Genomic DNA, 18,971 nt, shown 5'->3' on the forward strand with positions numbered 1-18,971 from the left:
CGTGGGGTACGACCTGGAGTTGAACGGCCGGATCGTCGTCGTGTCGGGCGCCGCAGGCGGCGGCATCGGCACCACGGTGACCCGGATGGTCGCCGAGGCCGGAGCCACGGTCGTGGCCGTGAGCCGGTCGGCCGACAACCTCGGCAAGCACATCGAGCCGCTGGCCGCCGAGGGTCTCGACGTGGTGCCGGTGGCCGCCGACGCGTCCACCGACGAGGGCATCGCGGCGACGATGGACGCGGTCGCGAGGGCCGACGGACACCTGCACGGCCTGGTCAACGTGGCCGGTGGCATGGAACCGGCCGAGTGGATGCCGGCCACCCGGGTGAACCGGGACGACTGGCGACGGCTGTTCGCCCAGAACCTGGAGACGATGTTCTTCATGAGCCAGGCGGTCGCCGCCCGGCTCCGGCAGGAGGAGCGGCCGGGATCGATCGTGTCGATCTCGTCGATCAGCGGGATGAACACCGCGCCGTTCCACGTCGCCTACGGCACCGCGAAGGCCGGGATGGTGGCGGCGACCCGGACGATGGCCGTCGAGCTGGCCGCCCACGGCATCCGGGTGAACGCGGTCGCGCCCGGCGTCACCGCGACCCCGGCGTCGCTGACCTACGTCGAGGACGACCCGGAGCGCGATCTGCGGGCGATCGCGATGGGGCGGCGGGGCCGTCCCGAGGAGCAGGCCGGAGCGATCCTCTTCCTGCTCTCGGACCTGTCGACCTACATCACCGGTCAGACGATCCTGGTCGACGGCGGTCTGAACCTGAAGTGGACGCACCTGCGCGCCGACAACACGACCCAATTCCTCAAGGACGAGGGATTCCGCGCAGCGATCTCGGCGGAGTGACGATGATGAGGTTCGACGATCGGGTCGCGGTGATCACCGGCGGCGGCCGCGGGCTGGGGCGGTCGTACGCGCTGCTCCTCGCGTCGAAGGGCGCGAAGGTCGTCGTCGACGACACCGGCGCCTCGATCGCCGGGGACGGCGCCGACGCGAGCCCGGCCGAGGACGTGGTCCGCGAGATCGAGAAGGCCGGCGGCGAGGCGGTCGCCTGCACCGAGTCCGTGGCCACGCCGGACGGCGGCCGGGCGATCGTGGAGGCCGCGCTCGACCACTTCGGCCGGATCGACGTCCTGATCCACAACGCCGGCAACAACCGCCGGGCACCGCTGGCCGAGATGACGTCCGAGGACTTCGACGCCGTGCTCGACGTCCACCTGCGGGGCGCGTTCCACGTCGTCCGGCCGGCGTTCGCGCGGATGGTCACGGCCGGCTACGGCCGGATCGTGCTCACGTCCTCGATCGGCGGCCTCTACGGCAACCACCTGGTCGCGAACTACAGCGCGGCGAAGGCCGGCGTGATCGGCCTGTCCCACGTGGCGGCGCTGGAGGGGGCCGACCACGGCGTGCAGTCGAACGTCATCGCGCCCGGGGCCCTCACCCGGCTGGCCGAAGGGCTCGACACCTCGGCGTACCCGCCGATGGACCCCGAACTGACGGCCCCGGTCGTCGGCTGGCTGGCCCACGAGGACTGCTCGATCAGCGGCGAGGTGCTGGTCACGATGGCCGGCCGGGTCGCGCGGGCCTGGGTCGCCGAGAGCCCCGGCGCGTACCGCGCGGAGTGGTCGATCGAGCAGGTCGCCGACGACATCGACACGATCCGCGACACCAGTGATCCGTGGGTGCTGCCGCCCGTCCCGGCGGGCTTCGCCACCCACATCGGCAACAGCTTCTCGATGGCGAGGTCCTAGATGGTGAAGGTCTACGAGCGGATTCTCGACCTCTTCGAGGCCGAGGGCATCACCACGATCTTCGGGATCCCCGACCCGAATTTCGTCCACCTGTTCCACCTGGCCGACGAGCGCGGCTGGAACGTCGTCGCCCCGCACCACGAGGCGTCGGCCGGGTTCATGGCCGAGGCGGTCTCGCGGATGACCGGTAAGCCCGCGGTCTGCATCGGGACGCTCGGCCCGGGCATGGCGAACATGGCGCCGGCGATCCAGTGCGCGCTGGTCGAGAACTCGCCGGTCATCTTCCTCGGCGGCCAGCGGGCCCGGATCACCGAGCAGCGCGTGCGGCGCGGCCGGATCCAGTTCGTGCAGCAGGCGCCGCTGGTCGAGGCCTCGGTGAAGTACTCGGCCAGCATCGAGTACGCCGACCAGACCGACGAGGTCATCCGTCAGGCGCTGCGCGTGACGATGTCCGGCACGCCCGGCCCGGCGTACATCGAGTACCCGTCGCACGTCATCCAGGAGGACCTGGACCGGAAGCCGCCGCTCCCGCCGGAGCGGTACCGGCTGGTGAATCAAACCGCCGGGGCCGACGCGATCGCCCGGGCCGTCGGGCTGATCGCGGCCGCCGAGCACCCGATCCTGCTGGTCGGGCACGGCGTCCACACGGCCCGGGTGGGGGAGTCGGTGCGGGCGCTGGCCGAGAAGCTGGCCTGCCCGGTCATCCAGACCTCGGGCGGCACGTCGTACGTCCAGGGCCTGGAGGACCGCACGTTCCCGTACGGCTTCTCGCCGTCGGCGATCGAGGCCGTCGTGCGGTCCGACCTCTGTCTGGCGCTGGGTACCGAGCTCGGCGAGCCCGTCCACTACGGGCGCGGGCGGCACTGGGTCGCGAACGAGGACAACCGGAAGTGGATCCTCGTCGAGCAGGACCCGGCGGCCATCGGCGTGAACCGTCCGATCGACGTTCCGCTGGTCGGCGACCTGCGGGCCGTCGTCCCCCAGTTGGTCTCCGCCGTGGCGCAGCGGAAGGCCTCCGCGGACCTGCCGGATTGGGTGACGAAAGACGCGGAGCGTCTGGCCGAGCTCGCGGAGACCGCCCCCTCCGGGGGCTCCCCGGTGCACCCGGCGCGGTTGATCGTCGAGGCGACGAAGGTGTTCCCGGCCGACGGGATCATGATCCGCGACGGTGGGGCGACGACGATCTTCAGCTGGACGTATTCGCAGGCCAAACCGCACGACGTGATCTGGAACCAGAATTTCGGCCACCTCGGGACGGGGCTGCCGTACGCGGTCGGCGCGGGCGTCGCCGACGGGGGACAGCGGCCGCTGATGCTGATCACCGGCGACTCGTCGTTCCTGTTCCACGTCGCCGAGCTGGAGACCGCGGCCCGGCTCGGGCTGCCGCTGGTCTGCGTGGTCGGCGTCGACTACTCGTGGGGCCTCGAAGTCGGCGTCTACAAGCGGACGTTCGGCCCGGGCTCGCGGGAGACCGGCACGCACTGGAGCACCACGACGCGGCTCGACAAGGTCGCCGAGGGCTTCGGGTGCTACGGCGAGTACGTCGAGCGCGACGAGGACATCGCGCCGGCGATCAAGCGGGCGTACGCCAGCGGCAAGACCGCGGTGATCCACGTCGTGGTCGACCCGAAGGCGAACTCCGAGGAGATGCCCAGCTACGACGAGTTCCGGACCTGGTACGCCGAAGGGACGCAATGATGCGCGAGGCCCTCAAGTTCTACATCGGCGGCGAGTGGGTGTCGCCGGCCGGCCCCGAGACGCTCGACGTGATCAACCCGGCCACCGAACAGGTCGCGGGCCGGGTCGCGCTGGGGACGGCCGTGGACGTCGACCGGGCCGTCGCCGCCGCCCGGAAGGCATTCAGGGCCTGGTCGGCGACGACCAGAGAGGAGCGGCTGGACGTCCTGCGCGCGATCCTCGACGTCTACCAGAAGCGCACCGGCGACCTCGCGGCCGCGCTGACCGAGGAGATGGGCGCACCGGCCGCCCTGGCCGGCGGTTTCCAGCTGAACCTCGGCCTCGGGCACCTGACCACCACGATCGAACTGCTGGAGAACTACGTCTTCGAGGAGCAGCGCGGGGTCACCCGGGTCGTGAAGGAGCCGATCGGGGTCTGCGGGCTGATCACGCCGTGGAACTGGCCGCTGAACCAGATCGCGGTCAAGGTCTTCCCGGCGCTGGCCACCGGCTGCACGATGGTCCTCAAACCGTCTGAGCAGGCGCCGTTCACCGCGCAGATCTTCGCCGAGGTCCTGGAGACGGCCGGGGTGCCGGTCGGCGTGTTCAACCTCGTCCAGGGCGACGGCCCGGGCGTCGGGGTCCCGCTCTCGGCGCACCCGGACGTGGACCTGATCTCGTTCACCGGGTCCACGCGGGCCGGGATCGAGGTCGCGAAGAACGCGGCGGCGACCGTCAAGCGCGTCACCCAGGAGCTCGGCGGCAAGGGTCCGCACGTCGTCCTGGACGACGAGGCGCTGGCCGAGAACGTCGCCGCGGGTATCGGCGGCGTGATGATGAACTCGGGTCAGACCTGCAGCGCCGCCACCCGCCTGCTGGTGCCGCGGGCCCGGCTGGCCGAGGCCGTGGCCGCCGCTCGCGGGGCCGCCGACGCTACGACGGTGGGCGATCCGACCGGGGACGTCGCGATCGGCCCGGTCGTGAACGCGGCGCAGTTCGCGAAGGTGCAGGGCCTGATCGAGAAGGGCATCGAGGAAGGGGCCACGGTGGTCGCGGGCGGCCCCGGCCGGCCCGAAGGCCTGGAATCCGGCTACTTCGTGAAGCCGACCGTCTTCTCCGACGTCACGAACGACATGACGATCGCCCGCGAGGAGATCTTCGGCCCGGTCGTGGTGATCATCTCCTACGACGACCTCGACGACGCGGTCGCGATCGCCAACGACACCGAGTACGGCCTGGCCGCCAACGTCTCCGGCACCGACCAGGAGCAGGCGCGGGCCGTCGCCCGGCGGATCCGGGCCGGCGCGGTGTACATCAACAACGGGTTCGACTTCGGCGCGCCGTTCGGGGGGTACAAGAAGAGCGGCAACGGCCGCGAGTGGGGCGAGTACGGCTTCGACGACTATCTCGAGATCAAGGGCCTCCTCGGCTACTGAGGGACCTGTCCGTTCGACCGTGAGGAGCCGCGCCGTATGCACCGCACCACCCTGCTCGGGGACGAGGAGATCCGATGAGCACCCGGACCGCGATCGTCACCGGGGGAGCGTCCGGGATCGGCGAGGCGATCAGCCGGCGGCTGGCCGCCGACGGCGCCCAGGTGGCGATCCTCGACCTCAACGCCGACGCGGCCGCCGAGACCGCCGCCTCGATCGGGAAGGCCATCGGTCTCGGCGCGGACGTCTCCGACCGGGACGCGTTGGACGCCGCCGTGGCCGAGGTCCGCGGACGCCTCGGCGCACCGGCGATCCTGGTCAACAACGCCGGCCTGAGCGCCACCGGCCCATTCCTGGACCTGACGCTCGACACCTGGAACCGGGTGCTGAACGTCAACCTCACCGGCACGTTCCACTGCTGCCAGGCCGTACTGCCGGACATGATCGACGCCGGATGGGGCCGCATCGTCAACATCTCGTCGTCGAGCATCCACAGTGGCTCGGCCGGGATGGCGTCCTACGTCGCGGCGAAGTCCGGCGTCGTCGGGCTGACCAAGACGCTGGCGCTGGAGTTCTCGAAGAAGGGCATCACGGTGAACACGATCCCGCCCGGGTTCATCGACACCCCGATGCTCCGGGACACCGTCGACCGCGGATTCGTCGATCTGGACGCCCAGGTGGCCCGGACGCCGGTCGGCCGGGTCGGTCGGCCGGAGGACATCGCGGCCGCGTGCGCGTTCCTGGTCAGCGAGGAGGCCGGGTACGTCACCGGCCAGATCATCGGCGTGAACGGAGGACGGAACACGTGAGCACGCTGACCCCGGTACCACGGGAGGACTGGTCGCCGGACCTGACCGAGTTCATCGCGTCGTTCCGGGCCAACGTCGGCGCCGGGCGCAGCGAGGCCGGCCGGGCCAGCGGCGCCAACCTGCTCGGGACGCTGGCCCACCACCCGGCGCTGACCCAGGCCTTCCTCACGTTCAACGGCCACGTGCTCTACGGCACGACGCTGACGCCCCGCCAGCGCGAGCTGCTCGTGCTGCGGGTGGCGCACCGGCGGCGGAGCGACTACGAGTGGGCGCAGCACGTCCTGCTCGGCCGGGCGGCCGGACTGACCGACGACGAGATCGCGGCGGTGGCGTCCGACCCGGTGTCGCTGGGCGCGCTCGATCGTGTCCTGCTGGTCGCCGCGGACGAACTGCTCGTCGAGGGCGCGCTGAGCGGCGAGACGTGGAAGGCGCTGTCGGCCGACCTCGACGACCGGCAGATCATGGACGTCGTCTTCACGGTCGGCACGTACGCGCTGGTGGCGATGGCGCTGCGGTCGTTCGGCGTCGAACCCGAGCCGGAGCTCGTGCCCCATCTGCCCAGCTGAGCGGATCAGCACTCGGGTCTACGAACGGAGCGATGATGCCTCGGTGGGGCAGCGACGTCGTCCGGGCCGTGGTGGCCGGTCGTCCCGGCCTCGTCTACGCCGACCGTCCACGGCGGATCTCCGAGGTCGTGGAGGCGTCCGGGCGCTGGGACGGCCGGACGTTCCTCGTCCGGGGGAACCGGCGGATGACGTTCGCCGAGCACCGCCGGGCAGTCCGCACGGTGGCGCTCCAGCTGCGGGAACACGGCGTACGCCCGGGGGATCGGGTGGGTCTCTACGCGGCCAACTCGGTCGAGTGGGTCGTGACGTTCTTCGCGGTGCTGGAGCTGGGTGCGGTCGTGGTGCCGTGCAACGGCTGGTGGTCGCCGGACGAGATGCGCCACGCCTGCGCGGTCGTCGACCCGACCGTGGTCGTCTGCGACGAGAAGCGCGCCGAGCGGGTGCCGCCCGGCGTCCGCCGGATCGCGCTGACCGACCTGGTGGCTCCCGGCCCGGAACTCGAGACTCCCCACGACGGCGACGAGAACGACCCGGCGATGGTGTTGTTCACGGCCGGCACCACCGGGTTCCCCAAGGGGGCCGTGCTCTCGCACCGGGCCCTGATCGCCAACCTGCAGACGCTGCTCGTCGTCTCGCGCAAGCTCCCGCACGAGATCGCCGACGACAACCCGGCCGGTGTCACGCTCGTCGGGCTGCCGCTCTTCCACATCGGCGCGATCCAGCTGATCCTCACCCCGCTGATGACCGGCGGCCGGGTCGTGTTCCTCCCCGGCCGTTTCGACCCGGACGTCGTCCTGGGTCTGATCGACGCCGAGGGCGTCACGATGCTCTCGGCCGTGCCGACGATGATGGAGCGGCTGCTGCGGCATCCCGGCCGCGCCGACCACGGCTGTCCCACGCTCCGGACGGTCGTGCTCGGCGGTTCCCCGGTCAGCGACGAACTGCTCGAGCGCGTCTCGACCGCGTTCCCGAACAGCCGGCGCCGGGTCGGCCGCACGTACGGGCTGACCGAGGCCGGTGGCGTCGTGAGCACCGGCGTCGGCGCGCAGATCGCCGCCCACCCGGGCAGCTCCGGACGGCTCGCCCCGGTGGTCGAGGTGCGGGTCGACGACGGCGAGATCCTCGTCCGCTCCCCGGCCGTCATGGACGGCTACTGGGGCCTCCCGGACGATCCGGCGCTGGACGCCGAGGGCTGGCTCCGCACCGGCGACGTCGGCCGGGTCGACGAGGACCGGTTCCTGTACATCACCGGCCGGCGGAAGGACGTCATCATCCGCGGTGGTGAGAACGTCTCGGCGGCCCGCGTCGAGACCGTGCTGCACGAGAACCCCGACGTCGCCGAGGTCGCCGTCCTCGGCCTGCCCGACGCCGACCTGGGCGAGGTGGTGGCCGCCGTGGTGGTGCCCGTGGCGGGCGCCGAACCCACGGAGGCCGGCCTCACCCGGTGGGCGGCCGGGGCGCTGGCGTCGTTCGCGGTCCCGGCCCGGTGGTGGATCCGGGTCGAGCCGCTGCCGACGAACGACGCGGGCAAGGTGGTGAAGCCACGACTCGCGGCCGACTGGCCCGCTTAGCGGGTGGGCAGCACCACCCGCGCGTTGCCCCGGGCGGACTCCAGGCCGTCCTGGTTCACCGCGTAGAGCGAGAGCGTGACCGTGTCGCCCTCGACGCCGGTCACCTCGCCCCCGCACGTGACGAGTTCGCCGAGCACGTTGTGCCGCCGGACCTGGACGTCGAGGTACTGCAGGAACCCGTCGTCGCCCATCCAGTCGGTGACCACGTGACCCATCCACGAGACGCGCTCCGGCCCGTAGTCGTAGGCGCCCGGGACGCCGACGCGCCGGGCCAGGTCGGGATCCCAGTGCACCCGCTCCGGCGGCTCGGGGACGCCCCACTCGTTCGGGATCGCCAGCGCCGGGTGCCGGGTGTAGAGGTCGAACGCGTCCGCGTGCCCCCGGACGTAGAGCCCGCCCCAGCCCAGCAGGTAGGCGATCGCGGTCGTGGCCGTGTAGGGGCCCTTGGTCAGCTCGGGCAGTTGGTCTCCGACGTTGACGTCCCGCGCGTACCGCGGTTCCGCACCCCGGCGGCGTTCCTCTTCGTCGCGGTAGCGCCGGGCGATCTCGTCGATCTGCTCCGGCGTCCAGTCGACCCGGATCTCCTCGTACTTCTTCGCCTCGCGGGCGCTGTCCCGCTCGACGCGGAAGCAGTACGAGTGCCCGGTGCAGACGAGCTCGCCCTCCGGCGTCCGGAACGGCACCCGGTAGATCTGCTGCCAGGACCGCCCGGCGAACCGGCTCGGACGTTCGATGAGCTCGGCCAGCGTGGCGTCGCCGGTGAGGCGGTCACCGACCACGGGCGCCCGCTCGAACTCGAACGTGGCCCCGGCGTACATCGCGTGGATGCCGGGGAGGCCGGTGACGTAGCCGCTGAACACCTTGTCCATCGCGAGCAGCGCGGTGGGCACGGCCAGCGTCCCGGCCGTCCACAGTGGGTTCCGATCGCCGATGCCGTGGGCGTAGTGCCGGACGGCGTCCTCGGTCAGCTGGGTGACGTGGGGACGGTCGCTGCGGATCGGCTGGCCGATCATGTCGCGGAGTTGTTCGACCTGCTGCTCGTCGACCGTCGCGAACTCACGGGTGGCTTCCGTCGTCATCGTGCTCCCGTTCGTCTGGTTCCGCTGACGGGTGCCAGCAGGGTTCACTCTATCCAGTGAATCCTTACAATGATTGTGTTATTAAGAGGATCGAGACCCCAACGGAGTGGGAGGGCGTCATGACCGAAATCCTGGAGAACCCGCTCGAGGCGCTGTCGAAGCCGTACGTGATTCCCGTGGAGGCCTATTACTCGCGTGAGTACGCGCAGCGGGAGAAGGAGAAGCTCTGGTCCAAGGTGTGGCTGAACGTCGCCCGGGTGTCGGAGCTGCCGAAGTTCGGCGACTTCCTCACGTACGCGATCGGTGACGACGAGTTCATCGTCATCCGCACCGGCGACGACACGTTCAAGGCGTACTCCAACGTGTGCTCGCACCGCGGCCGGCCGCTGATCGACACCGAGCCCGGTGAGCACGACGCCCGCGGCCGCCGCAGGCAGTTCGTCTGCGGGTTCCACGGCTGGCGTTACGACACCGAGGGTGCCTGCACGTACGTCGCCGAGGCCGAGGACTGGGGCCCGCAGGGCCCCGACCTGGACCAGTACCACCTACCGCAGGTCACCGTCGACACCTGGGGCGGCTGGATCTGGCTGACGATGAACCCGGACGCCGAGCCGTTACTGGACTACCTGTCGCCCATTCCCGAGCTGCTGGAGCCGTTCCAGCTGGAGAACATGCGCTGCCGGTGGCGCCGCTACCTCGAGTTCGACTGCAACTGGAAAGTCGCGCTGGAAGCGTTCATGGAGACCTACCACGTCCCCCAGACGCACCCCGAGTTCCGCGTGTTCGGCAGCTTCCTCGGCTGGTCGCGGGCCCAGGGCACGCACAGCCACATCGGCTACGACGCGCCCAAGGGCATGGAGGAGAACCAGGCCAAGGTCCGCATCGCCCAGGGCACCGAGGACGCGCGGCTCTCGACCGCGAAGATGCAGAACTTCACCTGGGAAGCGGTCAACACCAACACCACCCAGACACTGGTCGACGCGGCCAACCGGCTGGTCGACGAACTGCCCGAGGACACCCCGGCGCCCGAGGTGCTCAAGCACTGGCTGAGCTCGGCCCGCCGTGACGACGAGGCCCGCGGCGTGATCTGGCCGACCCCGACGCCGGAGCAGTCCGCGGCCAGCGGCACGGCCTGGCAGGTGTTCCCGAACTTCCAGATCGGGCACGGGCTGAACAACGCGCTCTGCTACGGCGCCCGCCCGCTGGGCGACGACCCGAACAAGTGCATCTTCGAGGCCGCGGTGTACGAGATCTACCCGCCCGGCGAGGACCCGCGGGCCCCCTGGATCAACACCCCGGTCGACGACCCGTACTGGGACACGCACATCGTGCTGCCCCAGGACTTCAACAACATGGGCGCGATCCAGAAGGGCATGAAGCGGCACGGCTTCCAGGGCAACAAGCCGAACCCGTACCGCGAGCGCGGCATCGTCAACTTCCACCGCAACCTGGCCCGGTACCTGGGTACGGGGGCGCCCCGTGAGCTCTGAGGCTTTGCAGCAGTGCGCACCGACGCGCACCCCCGACGTCGATCATGACGCTCTGAGAGAGAAGTACCGCGCCGAGCGGGACAAGCGCCTGCGTCCGGAAGGCGGGGAGCAGTACCTGGTGACCGAGGGGGAGTTCGCCGAGTTCTACGAGGCCGACCCCTACACCCCGGTCGTGCCGCGGCTGCCGATCCGGGAGGACGTCGAGGTCGTCGTCCTCGGCGGAGGGTTCTCCGGCCTGCTGGCGGCCGGCCGGATCAAGCAGGCCGGCGTGGACGACGTCCGGATCGTCGAACTCGGCGGCGACTTCGGTGGCGCCTGGTACTGGAACCGGTACCCGGGCATCCAGATCGACACCGACGCCACCGCGTACCTCCCGCTGCTGGAGGAGACCGGCTACCTGCCGACCCAGAAGTACTCGCTGGGTGACGAGGTCTACGAGCACTGCCAGCGGATCGGCAAGCACTTCGGGCTCTACGACGACGCGATCTTCCACACGCTGGTGCGGTCGCTGACCTGGGACGCGTCGATCAGCCGGTGGCGGGTCGCGACGAACCGGGACGACGACATCCGGGCCCGGTTCGTCGTGATGGCGCAGGGGCCGTTCCACCGGCCGAAGCTGCCCGGCATCCCCGGGATCACCGATTTCCAGGGCCACACGTTCCACACCGCACGCTGGGACTACGAGTACACCGGGGGTGGCATCCGGGGTGGGCTGTCCCGGCTCGCCGACAAGCGCGTGGCGATCATCGGCACCGGGTCGAGCGGCGTCCAGACGATCCCGCACCTGGCCGCGGCCGCGGCCCATCTGACGGTCTTCCAGCGCACGCCCTCGTACATCAACGAGCGGGGCAACGTCGAGATCACGTCCGAGTGGGCGGCGACGCTGGAGCCGGGCTGGCAGGAGGAGCGGCGGCGCAACTTCCACACCGCGGCGTTCGAGGCCTTCGCGCCCGGCCAGCCCGACCTGATCTGCGACGGTTGGACCGAGATCTCCCGCAACCTGCAGGCCCACCTGGATGCCACGAACGGCTGGGCCGCGCTCACCGACCCGGTGAAGTTCATGGCACTCCGCGAGGAGATCGACCACCGGTACACCGAGCGGCTGCGGGAGCGGATCGCGTCGATCGTCACCGACCCGGCGACGGCCGAGACGCTGAAGCCGTACTACAACTACATGTGCAAGCGGCCGTGCTTCAACGACGAGTACCTGCCGGCGTTCAACCGTGCGAACGTGACGCTCGTCGACGTCTCCTCGTCGCGCGGGGTGGAGCGGATCACCGCGACCGGGGTCGTCGCCAACGGGGTCGAGCACGAGGTCGACTGCATCATCTTCGCCAGCGGGTTCGAGGCCACGACCGACCTCGACCGCAAGATGGGCGTCAAGCCGTTCGTCGGCCGGGACGGGCTGTCGCTCTACGACCACTGGGCCGACGGCTACCGCACGCTGCACGGTATGACCAGCCACGGGTTCCCGAACCAGTTCTTCGTCGGGTTCATCCAGGGTGGCGTCACCGCGTCGGTCACCGCGGTGTTCGAGCAGCAGGCCGAGCACATCGCGTACGTGATCGCGGAGGCGGTCGAGCGGGGCGCGACCACCGTGGAGCCGTCGGAAGAGGCCCAGGACGAGTGGGTGACCACGCTCCGGGCCTCCGCGTTCGACAACACCGCGTTCGCCCGCGCCTGCACGCCCGGCTACTTCAACGGCGAGGGCGAGCCGCGCCTGCGGTCCCAGTTCGGCGAACCCTACGGCCCGGGCTTCTACGCGATGGGCGACCTGCTGAAGGCCTGGCGCGACGACGGCCGCCTGGAGGGCCTGATTCTCGGGTAGGCCGGTTCCGTTCAGCACCAGATTGCTGTTTCGGCCCTCGCCGAACAGCAATCTGATGCTGAACCTAGCGTCCGGTCCACTCCGGGCGCCGCTTCGCGGCGAAGGCCCGCGGTCCCTCCTGCGCGTCGTCGCTGCGGTAGGCCGATTCGGACGCGTGCCGCGCGGCGGTGAGCGCGGCGGACCGGCCCATCTCGGTGGCGAGCATGACCGTGTCCCGCGCCGCGCGCACCGAGAGCGGGGCGCCCTCCAGGATCTCGGCGGCGAGTTCGAGCGCGGTGCCCAGCACGTCCTCCGGCGCGACGAGCCGATTCACCAGGCCGATCTCGTAGGCCCGGGCCGCGCTGATCGGCTTGCCGGTCAGCAACAACTCCATCATGATCCGCTGCGGGATCATGTGGATCAGCGGCGCCGCCCAGGGTGAGCTGCGGCCCACGCGTACCTCGGTCACCGCGAAGCGCGCGCTCGTGCTGGCGACGCACAGGTCGCAGGCCTGCGCGATCATCCAGCCGCCGGCGAATGCGTCGCCGTTGACCGCGGCGATCGTCGGCTTGGAGAGCTCGACCGTGTCGTAGGGGAGCGGGAACATGTCCCGCGGCGGCACCTGCAGCCCGCTCGCGACCATCTCCTTGAGATCGCCGCCGGCGCAGAACGCCCGGTCGCCGGCGCCGGTCAGGATCGCCACGCGCAGAGCGGGATCCCGCTCGAACCGCTCCCAGGCCGACGCCAGGCCCTGCCGGACGTCCACCGACAGGCAGTTGCGGGTCTCGGGCCGGTTCAGCGTGATGACGGCGATGCCGTCCTCCCGGGCGTCGAACAGGACGGCGTTCAATATCCCCTCCGGGCCAGTACGGACGCTTCGCGTCCCAGCTCCTCACGGAAGTCGGGATGGGCGATCTCGACGAGACGCCGGGCGCGGTCGGCGATCGAGCGGCCGGCCAGTTCGGCCGCGCCGAACTCGGTCACGACGACGTCGACGTCACTCCGCGCGGTCGTGACCGGCCCCTGTAGACGGGCCGTGATCCGGCTGACCGTGCCCCGCCGCGCGGTGGACGGCAGCGCGATCACCGACCGGCCGCCGGGGGACCGCAGCCCGGCCCGGACGAAGTCGACCTGGCCTCCGGTGCCGCCCAGGTAGGCCGTTCCGGTCTGCTCGGCGTTGACCTGCCCGGTCAGGTCGACCTCGACCGCGGAGTTGATCGTCACCAGCCGTTCCAGGCGGGCCAGCACGGTGGCGTCGTGCGTGTAGGTGGCCGGGCACATGCGCAGACCCGGGTTCCGGTCGGCGAAGTCGTAGAGCCGCCGGGTGCCGATCAGCGCGCCGCAGATCGTCACGCCGGTGTCGATCGGCTTCCGGGCATTCGTGACCACACCGGCCTCGACCAGGTCGACCAGCGAGTCACCGACCATCCCGGAGTGGACGCCGAGGTCCCGGCGGCCGCGCAGCAGGCGCAGCACGGCGTCGGGCACCGCACCGACGCCCATCTGCAGCACCGCGCCGTCCTCGACGAACGCGGCGACGTGCTCGCCGATCGCCGCATCGGTCGGGCCGATCCGGCTCGGTTCGACCTCGACCGGAGGCCGGGACACGGGCACCGCATGGTCGATCGCGCTCGCCGGCATCACGGCTCCGTAGGTGAACGGCACCTGGTCGTTCACCTCGGCCACCACGACCCGGGCCGCCGCGACCGCCGCGTGCACGTGGTCGCTGATCAGCCCGAGGCTGTGCTCACCGCGCTCGTTCGCCGGGCTGACCTGGACGAACGCCACGTCGCAGGGCAGCGTCCCGGCGACGATCAGCAGGCCGACCCGGCTGACGTGGGTCGGGATGACGTCGAGCCGGTGCTCGGCCGCGAGCGCCCGTAGCGCCCCGATCGCGCCCATGCTCGACACCGCGAACGACTTCGTCGCGGCCGGGGTGATCAGCCCGGAGAAGCTCGTCGCGATGAACACCGACAGGTCGCCGATCGCAGCGCCCTGCTCGATCAGCGCTTCGATCAGCGTCGTCGGCTCGCCGCAGGCCTGGCCGACGACGATCCGGTCGCCGCGCCGGAGGATGCGGCTCAGATCGACGCTCACCGCTGCGCGTTCGCCAGCAGCGCGCGGGCCCGGTCCAGGTGCGGACGATCGAGCATCGCGCCGTGGTGGGCCAGCGCGCCGACGCCCGGGTGGGCCGCGAACAGGTCGACGACCTCCTGCGCGGCCTTCAGCTCGTGCGGGCTGGGCGTGAACGCGGCGTTGATGACGTCGACCTGGTCGGGGTGGATCGCGAGCATGCCGCGGTAGCCGTCCCGGCGGACCTGCCCGGCCCGCCGGCGCAGGCCGTCGGGGTCGCGGAAGTCGCCGTGGATCGTCTCGATCGGGGCGACCCCGGCGGCCGCCGCACCGAGCAGGCAGAGGCTCCGGGCCAGCTCGTAGGTGAACCCGTAGCCGCCGTCGGGCCCGCGGTTGTCGGTGGCCCCGACCGCGTCGGCCAGGTCCTCGGCTCCCCAGGTCAGTGCGGCGAGCCGGGGCGCGCCGGCGTAGGTGCCGGTGGTGAACATCCCCTCGGCGGTCTCGGTGACCAGCGCGATCACCCGGGTTTTCCGCGTGGTGCCGGAGGCCGCCTCGAACGCCGAGAGGTAGTGGTCGAGCACTTCGACGTCGGCGACGCCCCGGGCCTTCGGGAGCATGATCCCGCCCGGCCGGCCGGGCATCACCGCGGCCAGGTCGGCCAGCGCGTGCGGGCCCTGGAGCGGGTTGATCCGCACCCAGAGCCGCTCGCGGGCCGCCGGGGCGGCGTCCTGCAGGAACTCCGCGACCTGGTGCCGGGCCTTCGGTTTGACGTCCTCGGCGACCGCGTCCTCCAGGTCGAAGAGCACGACGTCGGCCGGTGACGCGTCGGCCTTGACCATCTTTCGCGGGCTGTCGCCGGGGGCGAACAGCCAGGAGCGCATCCGCATGCGGTAACCCCTCAGTACGACTTCGGGAGGCCGAGGACCTTCTCGGCGAGGAAGTTCAAGATCAGGTGCGGGCTGACCGGCGCCGTGCGGGGGATGAGGATCTCCCGCAGGTACCGCTCGACGTGGTACTCCTGCGCGTAGCCCATGCCGCCGAGCGTCAGCATCGCGGTGTGGCAGGCCTCGAACCCGGCCTCGGCGGCGAGGTACTTCCCGGCGTTCGCCTGCACTCCGCAGTCCAGCCCCTGGTCGAAGCGGGTGGCCGCGTTCAGCACCATCAGGTTGGCCGCTTCCAGCTGGGCCCAGCACTTCGCGAGGGGGTGCTGGATGCCTTGGTTCATGCCGATCGGCCGGTCGAACACGACCCGCTCCCGGGCGTAGGCGGCGGCCCGGTCGATCGCCGCCCGGCCCAGGCCGACGGCCTCGGCACCGAGGAGGATCCGCTCCGGGTTGAGCCCGTGCAGGATGATCCGGAATCCGTCGCCTTCGGCGCCGATCCGGTCGGACTCGGGGATCTCCAGGCCGGACAGGTACAGCGTGTTCGAGTCGACGGCGTGGCGGCCCATCTTCTCGATCTTGTGGACGTCGACCCGCGACCGGTCGAGGTCGGTGAAGAACAGCGACAAGCCGTCGGTCCTGCGCCGGACGTCTTCCAGCGGCGTGGTGCGGGCGAGCAGCATCATCTTGTCGGCGACCTGGGCGACCGAGATCCACACCTTCTCGCCGTCGACGACGTAGCCGGTGCCGGTGCGCCGGGCCCGGGTGCGGATCTTCGTGGTGTCGAGGCCGGCGTCGGGCTCGGTGACCGCGAAGCACATCAGCTGCTCGCCGCGCAGGATCGGCGGGATCATCCGCTCGCGTTGCTCGGGGGTGCCGAACTCGACGACCGGCTGCAGGCTGAACACCGGCCCGTGGATGCTGGACGCGGCGCTCATGCCGCCCCCGGACTCGGCGACCGCCTGCATCATCACCGCGGCCTCGGTGATGCCCAGCCCGGCGCCGCCGACCGACTCCGGCATCGCGACGCCGAGCCAGCCGCCCTTGGCCATCGCGGAGTGGAACTCGCGCGGGAACGTGCCCTCGCGGTCGCGGGCCAGCCAGTAGTCGTCGTCGAACTGGGCGCAGTACTCCAGGACGCCGTCGCGGATGCCCTGCTGGTCTTCGTTCAGTCGGAAGTCCACGCCGCCTCCTGGTGCGCGCCGAGCCGGGGAGCGGGGCCGCCGATCTTCCCCGGCGTCCGGGAGAACAGGGCCGGCGGACCCGGGAAACGCACCGGGCCGTACGGGGAGTCGACGGTCTCGAAGAACCCGACGTCGTTGAGGTGCTCGTTGGTGAACAGGTCGTCGAGCGTGCGGACCGGTGCGGCCGGGATCCCCAGCGAGCGCAGCAGGTCGAGCCAGTCCCGCGTGGTTCGTTCCAGGAACGTGCCACCGAGCAGGTCGTAGACCGTCTCGATCTGCTGGGCCCGCTGGGCGAGCGTCGCGAACCGGTCGTCGGCCCACGGGGGCTCGACGGCCTCGACGAACGCGCTCCACTGCTTGTCGTTGTAGACCAGCGCGGACACGTACCCGTCCCTGGTGCGGTACGGACGCCGGTTCGGCGTGAGGGCCCGGGGATAGCCGGCCGGGCCCAGCGGCGGGTCGAACAGCGCCCCGTTCGCGTGCTCGACCAGCATGAACGCGGCCATCGTCTCGAACATCCCGACCTCGACCTCCTGTCCCTCGCCGGTGCGCTCGCGGTGGAAGAGCGCCATCACGGTGGCGTACAGGGCGGTCGTCCCGGCGATCTTGTCGGCCATGATCGTGCCGACGTACCCGGCCGTGCCGGTCAGCTGCTCCTGGACGAACGGCAGCCCGCACTCGGCCTGGATCGTGTCGTCGTACGCGGCCAGATCGGCGTCCGGGCCGCCCCGGCGGTAGCCGTAGCAGTTCGTGTAGACGATCGACGGGTTCAGCGCGGCGACCGCGTCGTAGCCGAAGCCGAGCCGGTCGATCGCGCTGGCCCGCATCGAGTGGACGAACACGTCCCCGCCGGCGACCAGATCCCGTAACCGCCTCCGGCCCTCGTCGGTGCGGAGGTCGAGCACGACGCTGCGCTTGCCCCGGTTGACGTTGACGAACACTCCGCTCATCGCCGGTTCGGGCCCGACCGAGATGTACCGGGTGCTGTCACCGCCCGGCGGCTCGATCTTGATCACGTCGGCGCCGAGGTCGGCCATCATCTGGGTGCAGTACGGGCCCATCACCATCGTGGTCAGGTCGACGACGCGGACGCCCGACAACGGACCGGAACGTGTCATGCAAACCACTCAATCATTACAAGTATTGTGATATCAAGGGGGCGTGCGATCGATCGCCGAAGTGCTCGACGAGGCTCTCGCCCGCAATGCCCACGCCCCCGCCGTGCGGGCCGCGTCGGGCGTCTGGTCCTACGCCGACCTGGACGAGCAGGCGCACCGGGCGGCCGGGGCGCTCTGGTCGCTGGGCGTGCGGCCCGGTGACCGCGTCGCCGCCTGCCTCCCGAACGACCTCGACATCGTCGCCGCGTTCCACGGCACCCAGCGGATCGGCGCGATCTGGGCCGGCGTCGGCGAGGCCCTGGCCGCGGCCGAACAGGCCGAGCTGGCCGGCCTGATCGCGCCGGCGCTGGTGCTGGCCGGTCCGCGCTGCCACCTCGCCGGGGTGGACGTCGCCCGCTGGCGGACGCTGCTCGCCGACGCCGCCCCGGCCCCCCGTCTCGAGCCGGACGTCGACGCGCCGGCCGGGATCGCGTTCACCAGCGGCACGTCCGGCCGTCCGAAGGCGGTCGTGCACAGCCAGCGCAACCTGCTGCTGCCCGGGGCCGCGCTCGTCGCGAGCCGGGGCTGGGGCCCCGACCTGCGCAAGGGCGACAGCTTCCCGTTCACGATCCTCAACCTGATGGTGCTGTCCACGCTGCTCGTACCGCAGGCCGGAGGGTGCGCGGTGGTGATGGACCGCCGGGACGTCGACGGGGTCGCCGAGTGGATCGGCGCCGCCGGGGTCACGGTGTGGAACGGCGCCCCGGCCCAGCTGCACGACCTCGTCCGGCGCCCGGACGCGCCCCTGGGCTCGCTGACCGAGGTCTGGAGCGGTGGCAGCGACACCCCGGACGTCCTGCGGACCGAGTTCGCGCGGGTGCACGGCCTGGTCCCGCGGGCGACCTACGGGCTCACCGAGGCTCCCACCGTCGTCTCGATCGACCCGCCGGGCGACGACTGGCGGCCCGGCACCAGCGGGCGGGTCCTGCCCCACTTCGACGTGGCCGCCTACGACGACGCGGGGCGGCGGTTACCACGCGGCGAGCAGGGCGAACTGCGGTTGTCCGGCCGGGCCGGTGGCCCGTGGACGCCGATGCTCGGTCACTGGGAAGGCCACGGGATCCGCGCCGCCGAACCGGGGCCGGTGCCCACCGGCGACATCGGCGTCGTCGACGGGGACGGCTGGCTGAGCGTCGTCGACCGGAAGAAGCTCGTCATCATCCGCGGCGGCGCCAACGTCTACCCGCTCGAGGTGGAGCGGGTGCTCGCGACGCACCCCGGCGTCGGCCGGGTCGCGGTCTGCGGTGTGCCGGACGAGCGCCTCGGCCAGCGGGTGGTCGCGTTGATCGAAGGAACCGGCGTCGACCGGGAGGCGCTGGCCGCGCTCTGCCGGCGCAACCTCTCGCCGTACAAGGTCCCGGAGGAGTGGATCCAGGTGGACTCGCTACCCGTCAACCCGATGGGGAAAGTGCAGCGTACGGCGCTACCGGACCTGGTCAGCGCCCGCCTCGACGGGGGGCCCGGCCATCGCTGATAACGTTGCAATCATGGA

Annotated in this window: 16 protein-coding genes; 10 read left to right on the plus strand and 6 right to left on the minus strand. The window is 71.4% G+C overall.

Annotation, left to right across the window (positions count from 1 at the left end; genetic code table 11):
- Nucleotide 1 precedes the first annotated feature (1 nt).
- The 7 genes from FL583_RS19025 to FL583_RS19055 all read left to right on the plus strand — a co-directional run bounded on the left by FL583_RS19025 (nt 2) and on the right by FL583_RS19055 (nt 7,808).
- Nucleotides 2-847, plus strand: coding sequence for an SDR family NAD(P)-dependent oxidoreductase (locus FL583_RS19025; protein ID WP_142706034.1), 846 nt, complete (start codon nt 2-4; stop codon nt 845-847).
- Nucleotides 844-1,752, plus strand: coding sequence for an SDR family NAD(P)-dependent oxidoreductase (locus FL583_RS19030; protein WP_142706035.1), 909 nt, complete (start codon nt 844-846; stop codon nt 1,750-1,752). The genes FL583_RS19025 and FL583_RS19030 overlap by 4 nt, the downstream gene beginning before the upstream one ends.
- On the plus strand, nt 1,753-3,450 hold the full coding sequence (locus FL583_RS19035) for a thiamine pyrophosphate-binding protein (RefSeq protein WP_142706036.1): 1,698 nt from the start codon (nt 1,753-1,755) through the stop codon (nt 3,448-3,450).
- Complete coding sequence (locus FL583_RS19040) at nt 3,450-4,865, plus strand: aldehyde dehydrogenase family protein (RefSeq protein WP_142706037.1); 1,416 nt, start codon at nt 3,450-3,452, stop codon at nt 4,863-4,865. Before FL583_RS19035 ends, FL583_RS19040 begins: the two co-directional genes overlap by 1 nt.
- 74 nt (nt 4,866-4,939) lie before the next feature.
- Nucleotides 4,940-5,671 carry an SDR family NAD(P)-dependent oxidoreductase gene (locus tag FL583_RS19045; RefSeq protein WP_142706038.1) on the plus strand — a complete coding sequence of 244 codons (732 nt, stop codon included), beginning with the start codon at nt 4,940-4,942 and terminating at the stop codon, nt 5,669-5,671.
- The gene (locus FL583_RS19050) at nt 5,668-6,237 is read left to right on the plus strand and encodes a carboxymuconolactone decarboxylase family protein (RefSeq protein WP_142706039.1); all 570 of its coding nucleotides are present in this window, start codon (nt 5,668-5,670) and stop codon (nt 6,235-6,237) included. Before FL583_RS19045 ends, FL583_RS19050 begins: the two co-directional genes overlap by 4 nt.
- Nucleotides 6,238-6,269: 32 nt before the next feature.
- Nucleotides 6,270-7,808: a class I adenylate-forming enzyme family protein gene (locus FL583_RS19055; protein ID WP_142706040.1), complete on the plus strand. Its 1,539-nt coding sequence runs from the start codon at nt 6,270-6,272 to the stop codon at nt 7,806-7,808.
- Here FL583_RS19055 and FL583_RS19060 read toward each other — a convergent pair.
- Nucleotides 7,805-8,887 carry a hotdog family protein gene (locus tag FL583_RS19060; RefSeq protein WP_142706041.1) on the minus strand — a complete coding sequence of 361 codons (1,083 nt, stop codon included), beginning with the start codon at nt 8,885-8,887 and terminating at the stop codon, nt 7,805-7,807. The genes FL583_RS19055 and FL583_RS19060 overlap by 4 nt on opposite strands.
- 119 nt (nt 8,888-9,006) lie before the next feature.
- On the opposite strand from FL583_RS19060, the gene FL583_RS19065 reads away from it, so the two are divergent.
- Both FL583_RS19065 and FL583_RS19070 read left to right on the plus strand, forming a co-directional pair.
- A complete protein-coding gene (locus FL583_RS19065; RefSeq protein ID WP_142706042.1) occupies nt 9,007-10,377 on the plus strand; it encodes an aromatic ring-hydroxylating oxygenase subunit alpha in 1,371 nt (456 codons plus the stop codon).
- A gap of 4 nt (nt 10,378-10,381) precedes the next feature.
- A complete protein-coding gene (locus FL583_RS19070; RefSeq protein WP_142706194.1) occupies nt 10,382-12,205 on the plus strand; it encodes a flavin-containing monooxygenase in 1,824 nt (607 codons plus the stop codon).
- Nucleotides 12,206-12,269: 64 nt separating this feature from the next.
- Here the strand turns inward: FL583_RS19070 and FL583_RS19075 are convergent, their stop codons facing one another.
- The 5 genes from FL583_RS19075 to FL583_RS19095 are packed head-to-tail and all read right to left on the minus strand — an operon-like array spanning nt 12,270 to nt 17,440.
- Nucleotides 12,270-13,037 carry an enoyl-CoA hydratase/isomerase family protein gene (locus FL583_RS19075; protein ID WP_142706043.1) on the minus strand — a complete coding sequence of 256 codons (768 nt, stop codon included), beginning with the start codon at nt 13,035-13,037 and terminating at the stop codon, nt 12,270-12,272.
- On the minus strand, nt 13,031-14,281 hold the full coding sequence (locus FL583_RS19080) for an acetyl-CoA hydrolase/transferase family protein (RefSeq protein WP_142706044.1): 1,251 nt from the start codon (nt 14,279-14,281) through the stop codon (nt 13,031-13,033). The genes FL583_RS19075 and FL583_RS19080 overlap by 7 nt, the downstream gene beginning before the upstream one ends.
- The gene (locus tag FL583_RS19085) at nt 14,278-15,144 is read right to left on the minus strand and encodes an HpcH/HpaI aldolase/citrate lyase family protein (protein ID WP_142706045.1); all 867 of its coding nucleotides are present in this window, start codon (nt 15,142-15,144) and stop codon (nt 14,278-14,280) included. Before FL583_RS19085 ends, FL583_RS19080 begins: the two co-directional genes overlap by 4 nt.
- Before the next feature lie 11 nt (nt 15,145-15,155).
- The gene (locus tag FL583_RS19090; RefSeq protein WP_142706046.1) at nt 15,156-16,322 is read right to left on the minus strand and encodes an acyl-CoA dehydrogenase family protein; all 1,167 of its coding nucleotides are present in this window, start codon (nt 16,320-16,322) and stop codon (nt 15,156-15,158) included.
- Complete coding sequence (locus tag FL583_RS19095; RefSeq protein WP_142706047.1) at nt 16,307-17,440, minus strand: CaiB/BaiF CoA transferase family protein; 1,134 nt, start codon at nt 17,438-17,440, stop codon at nt 16,307-16,309. The genes FL583_RS19090 and FL583_RS19095 overlap by 16 nt, the downstream gene beginning before the upstream one ends.
- 43 nt (nt 17,441-17,483) lie before the next feature.
- On the opposite strand from FL583_RS19095, the gene FL583_RS19100 reads away from it, so the two are divergent.
- The gene (locus tag FL583_RS19100) at nt 17,484-18,953 is read left to right on the plus strand and encodes a class I adenylate-forming enzyme family protein (RefSeq protein WP_142706048.1); all 1,470 of its coding nucleotides are present in this window, start codon (nt 17,484-17,486) and stop codon (nt 18,951-18,953) included.
- Nucleotides 18,954-18,971 lie beyond the last annotated feature (18 nt).

It is taken from the genome of Cryptosporangium phraense, from assembly GCF_006912135.1.
Taxonomy (GTDB): Bacteria; Actinomycetota; Actinomycetes; order Mycobacteriales; family Cryptosporangiaceae; genus Cryptosporangium; species Cryptosporangium phraense.

What these genes read in the sequence shown, in the direction of transcription:
- FL583_RS19035 (WP_142706036.1), top strand. Translation starts at nt 1,753, where the DNA reads ATGGTGAAGGTCTACGAGCGGATTCTCGACCTCTTCGAGGCCGAGGGC.
- FL583_RS19040 (WP_142706037.1), top strand. Translation starts at nt 3,450, where the DNA reads ATGCGCGAGGCCCTCAAGTTCTACATCGGCGGCGAGTGGGTGTCGCCG.
- FL583_RS19045 (WP_142706038.1), top strand. Translation starts at nt 4,940, where the DNA reads ATGAGCACCCGGACCGCGATCGTCACCGGGGGAGCGTCCGGGATCGGC.
- FL583_RS19055 (WP_142706040.1), top strand. Translation starts at nt 6,270, where the DNA reads ATGATGCCTCGGTGGGGCAGCGACGTCGTCCGGGCCGTGGTGGCCGGT.
- FL583_RS19060 (WP_142706041.1), bottom strand. Translation starts at nt 8,887, where the DNA reads ATGACGACGGAAGCCACCCGTGAGTTCGCGACGGTCGACGAGCAGCAG.
- FL583_RS19065 (WP_142706042.1), top strand. Translation starts at nt 9,007, where the DNA reads ATGACCGAAATCCTGGAGAACCCGCTCGAGGCGCTGTCGAAGCCGTAC.
- FL583_RS19085 (WP_142706045.1), bottom strand. Translation starts at nt 15,144, where the DNA reads ATGCGGATGCGCTCCTGGCTGTTCGCCCCCGGCGACAGCCCGCGAAAG.
- FL583_RS19095 (WP_142706047.1), bottom strand. Translation starts at nt 17,440, where the DNA reads ATGACACGTTCCGGTCCGTTGTCGGGCGTCCGCGTCGTCGACCTGACC.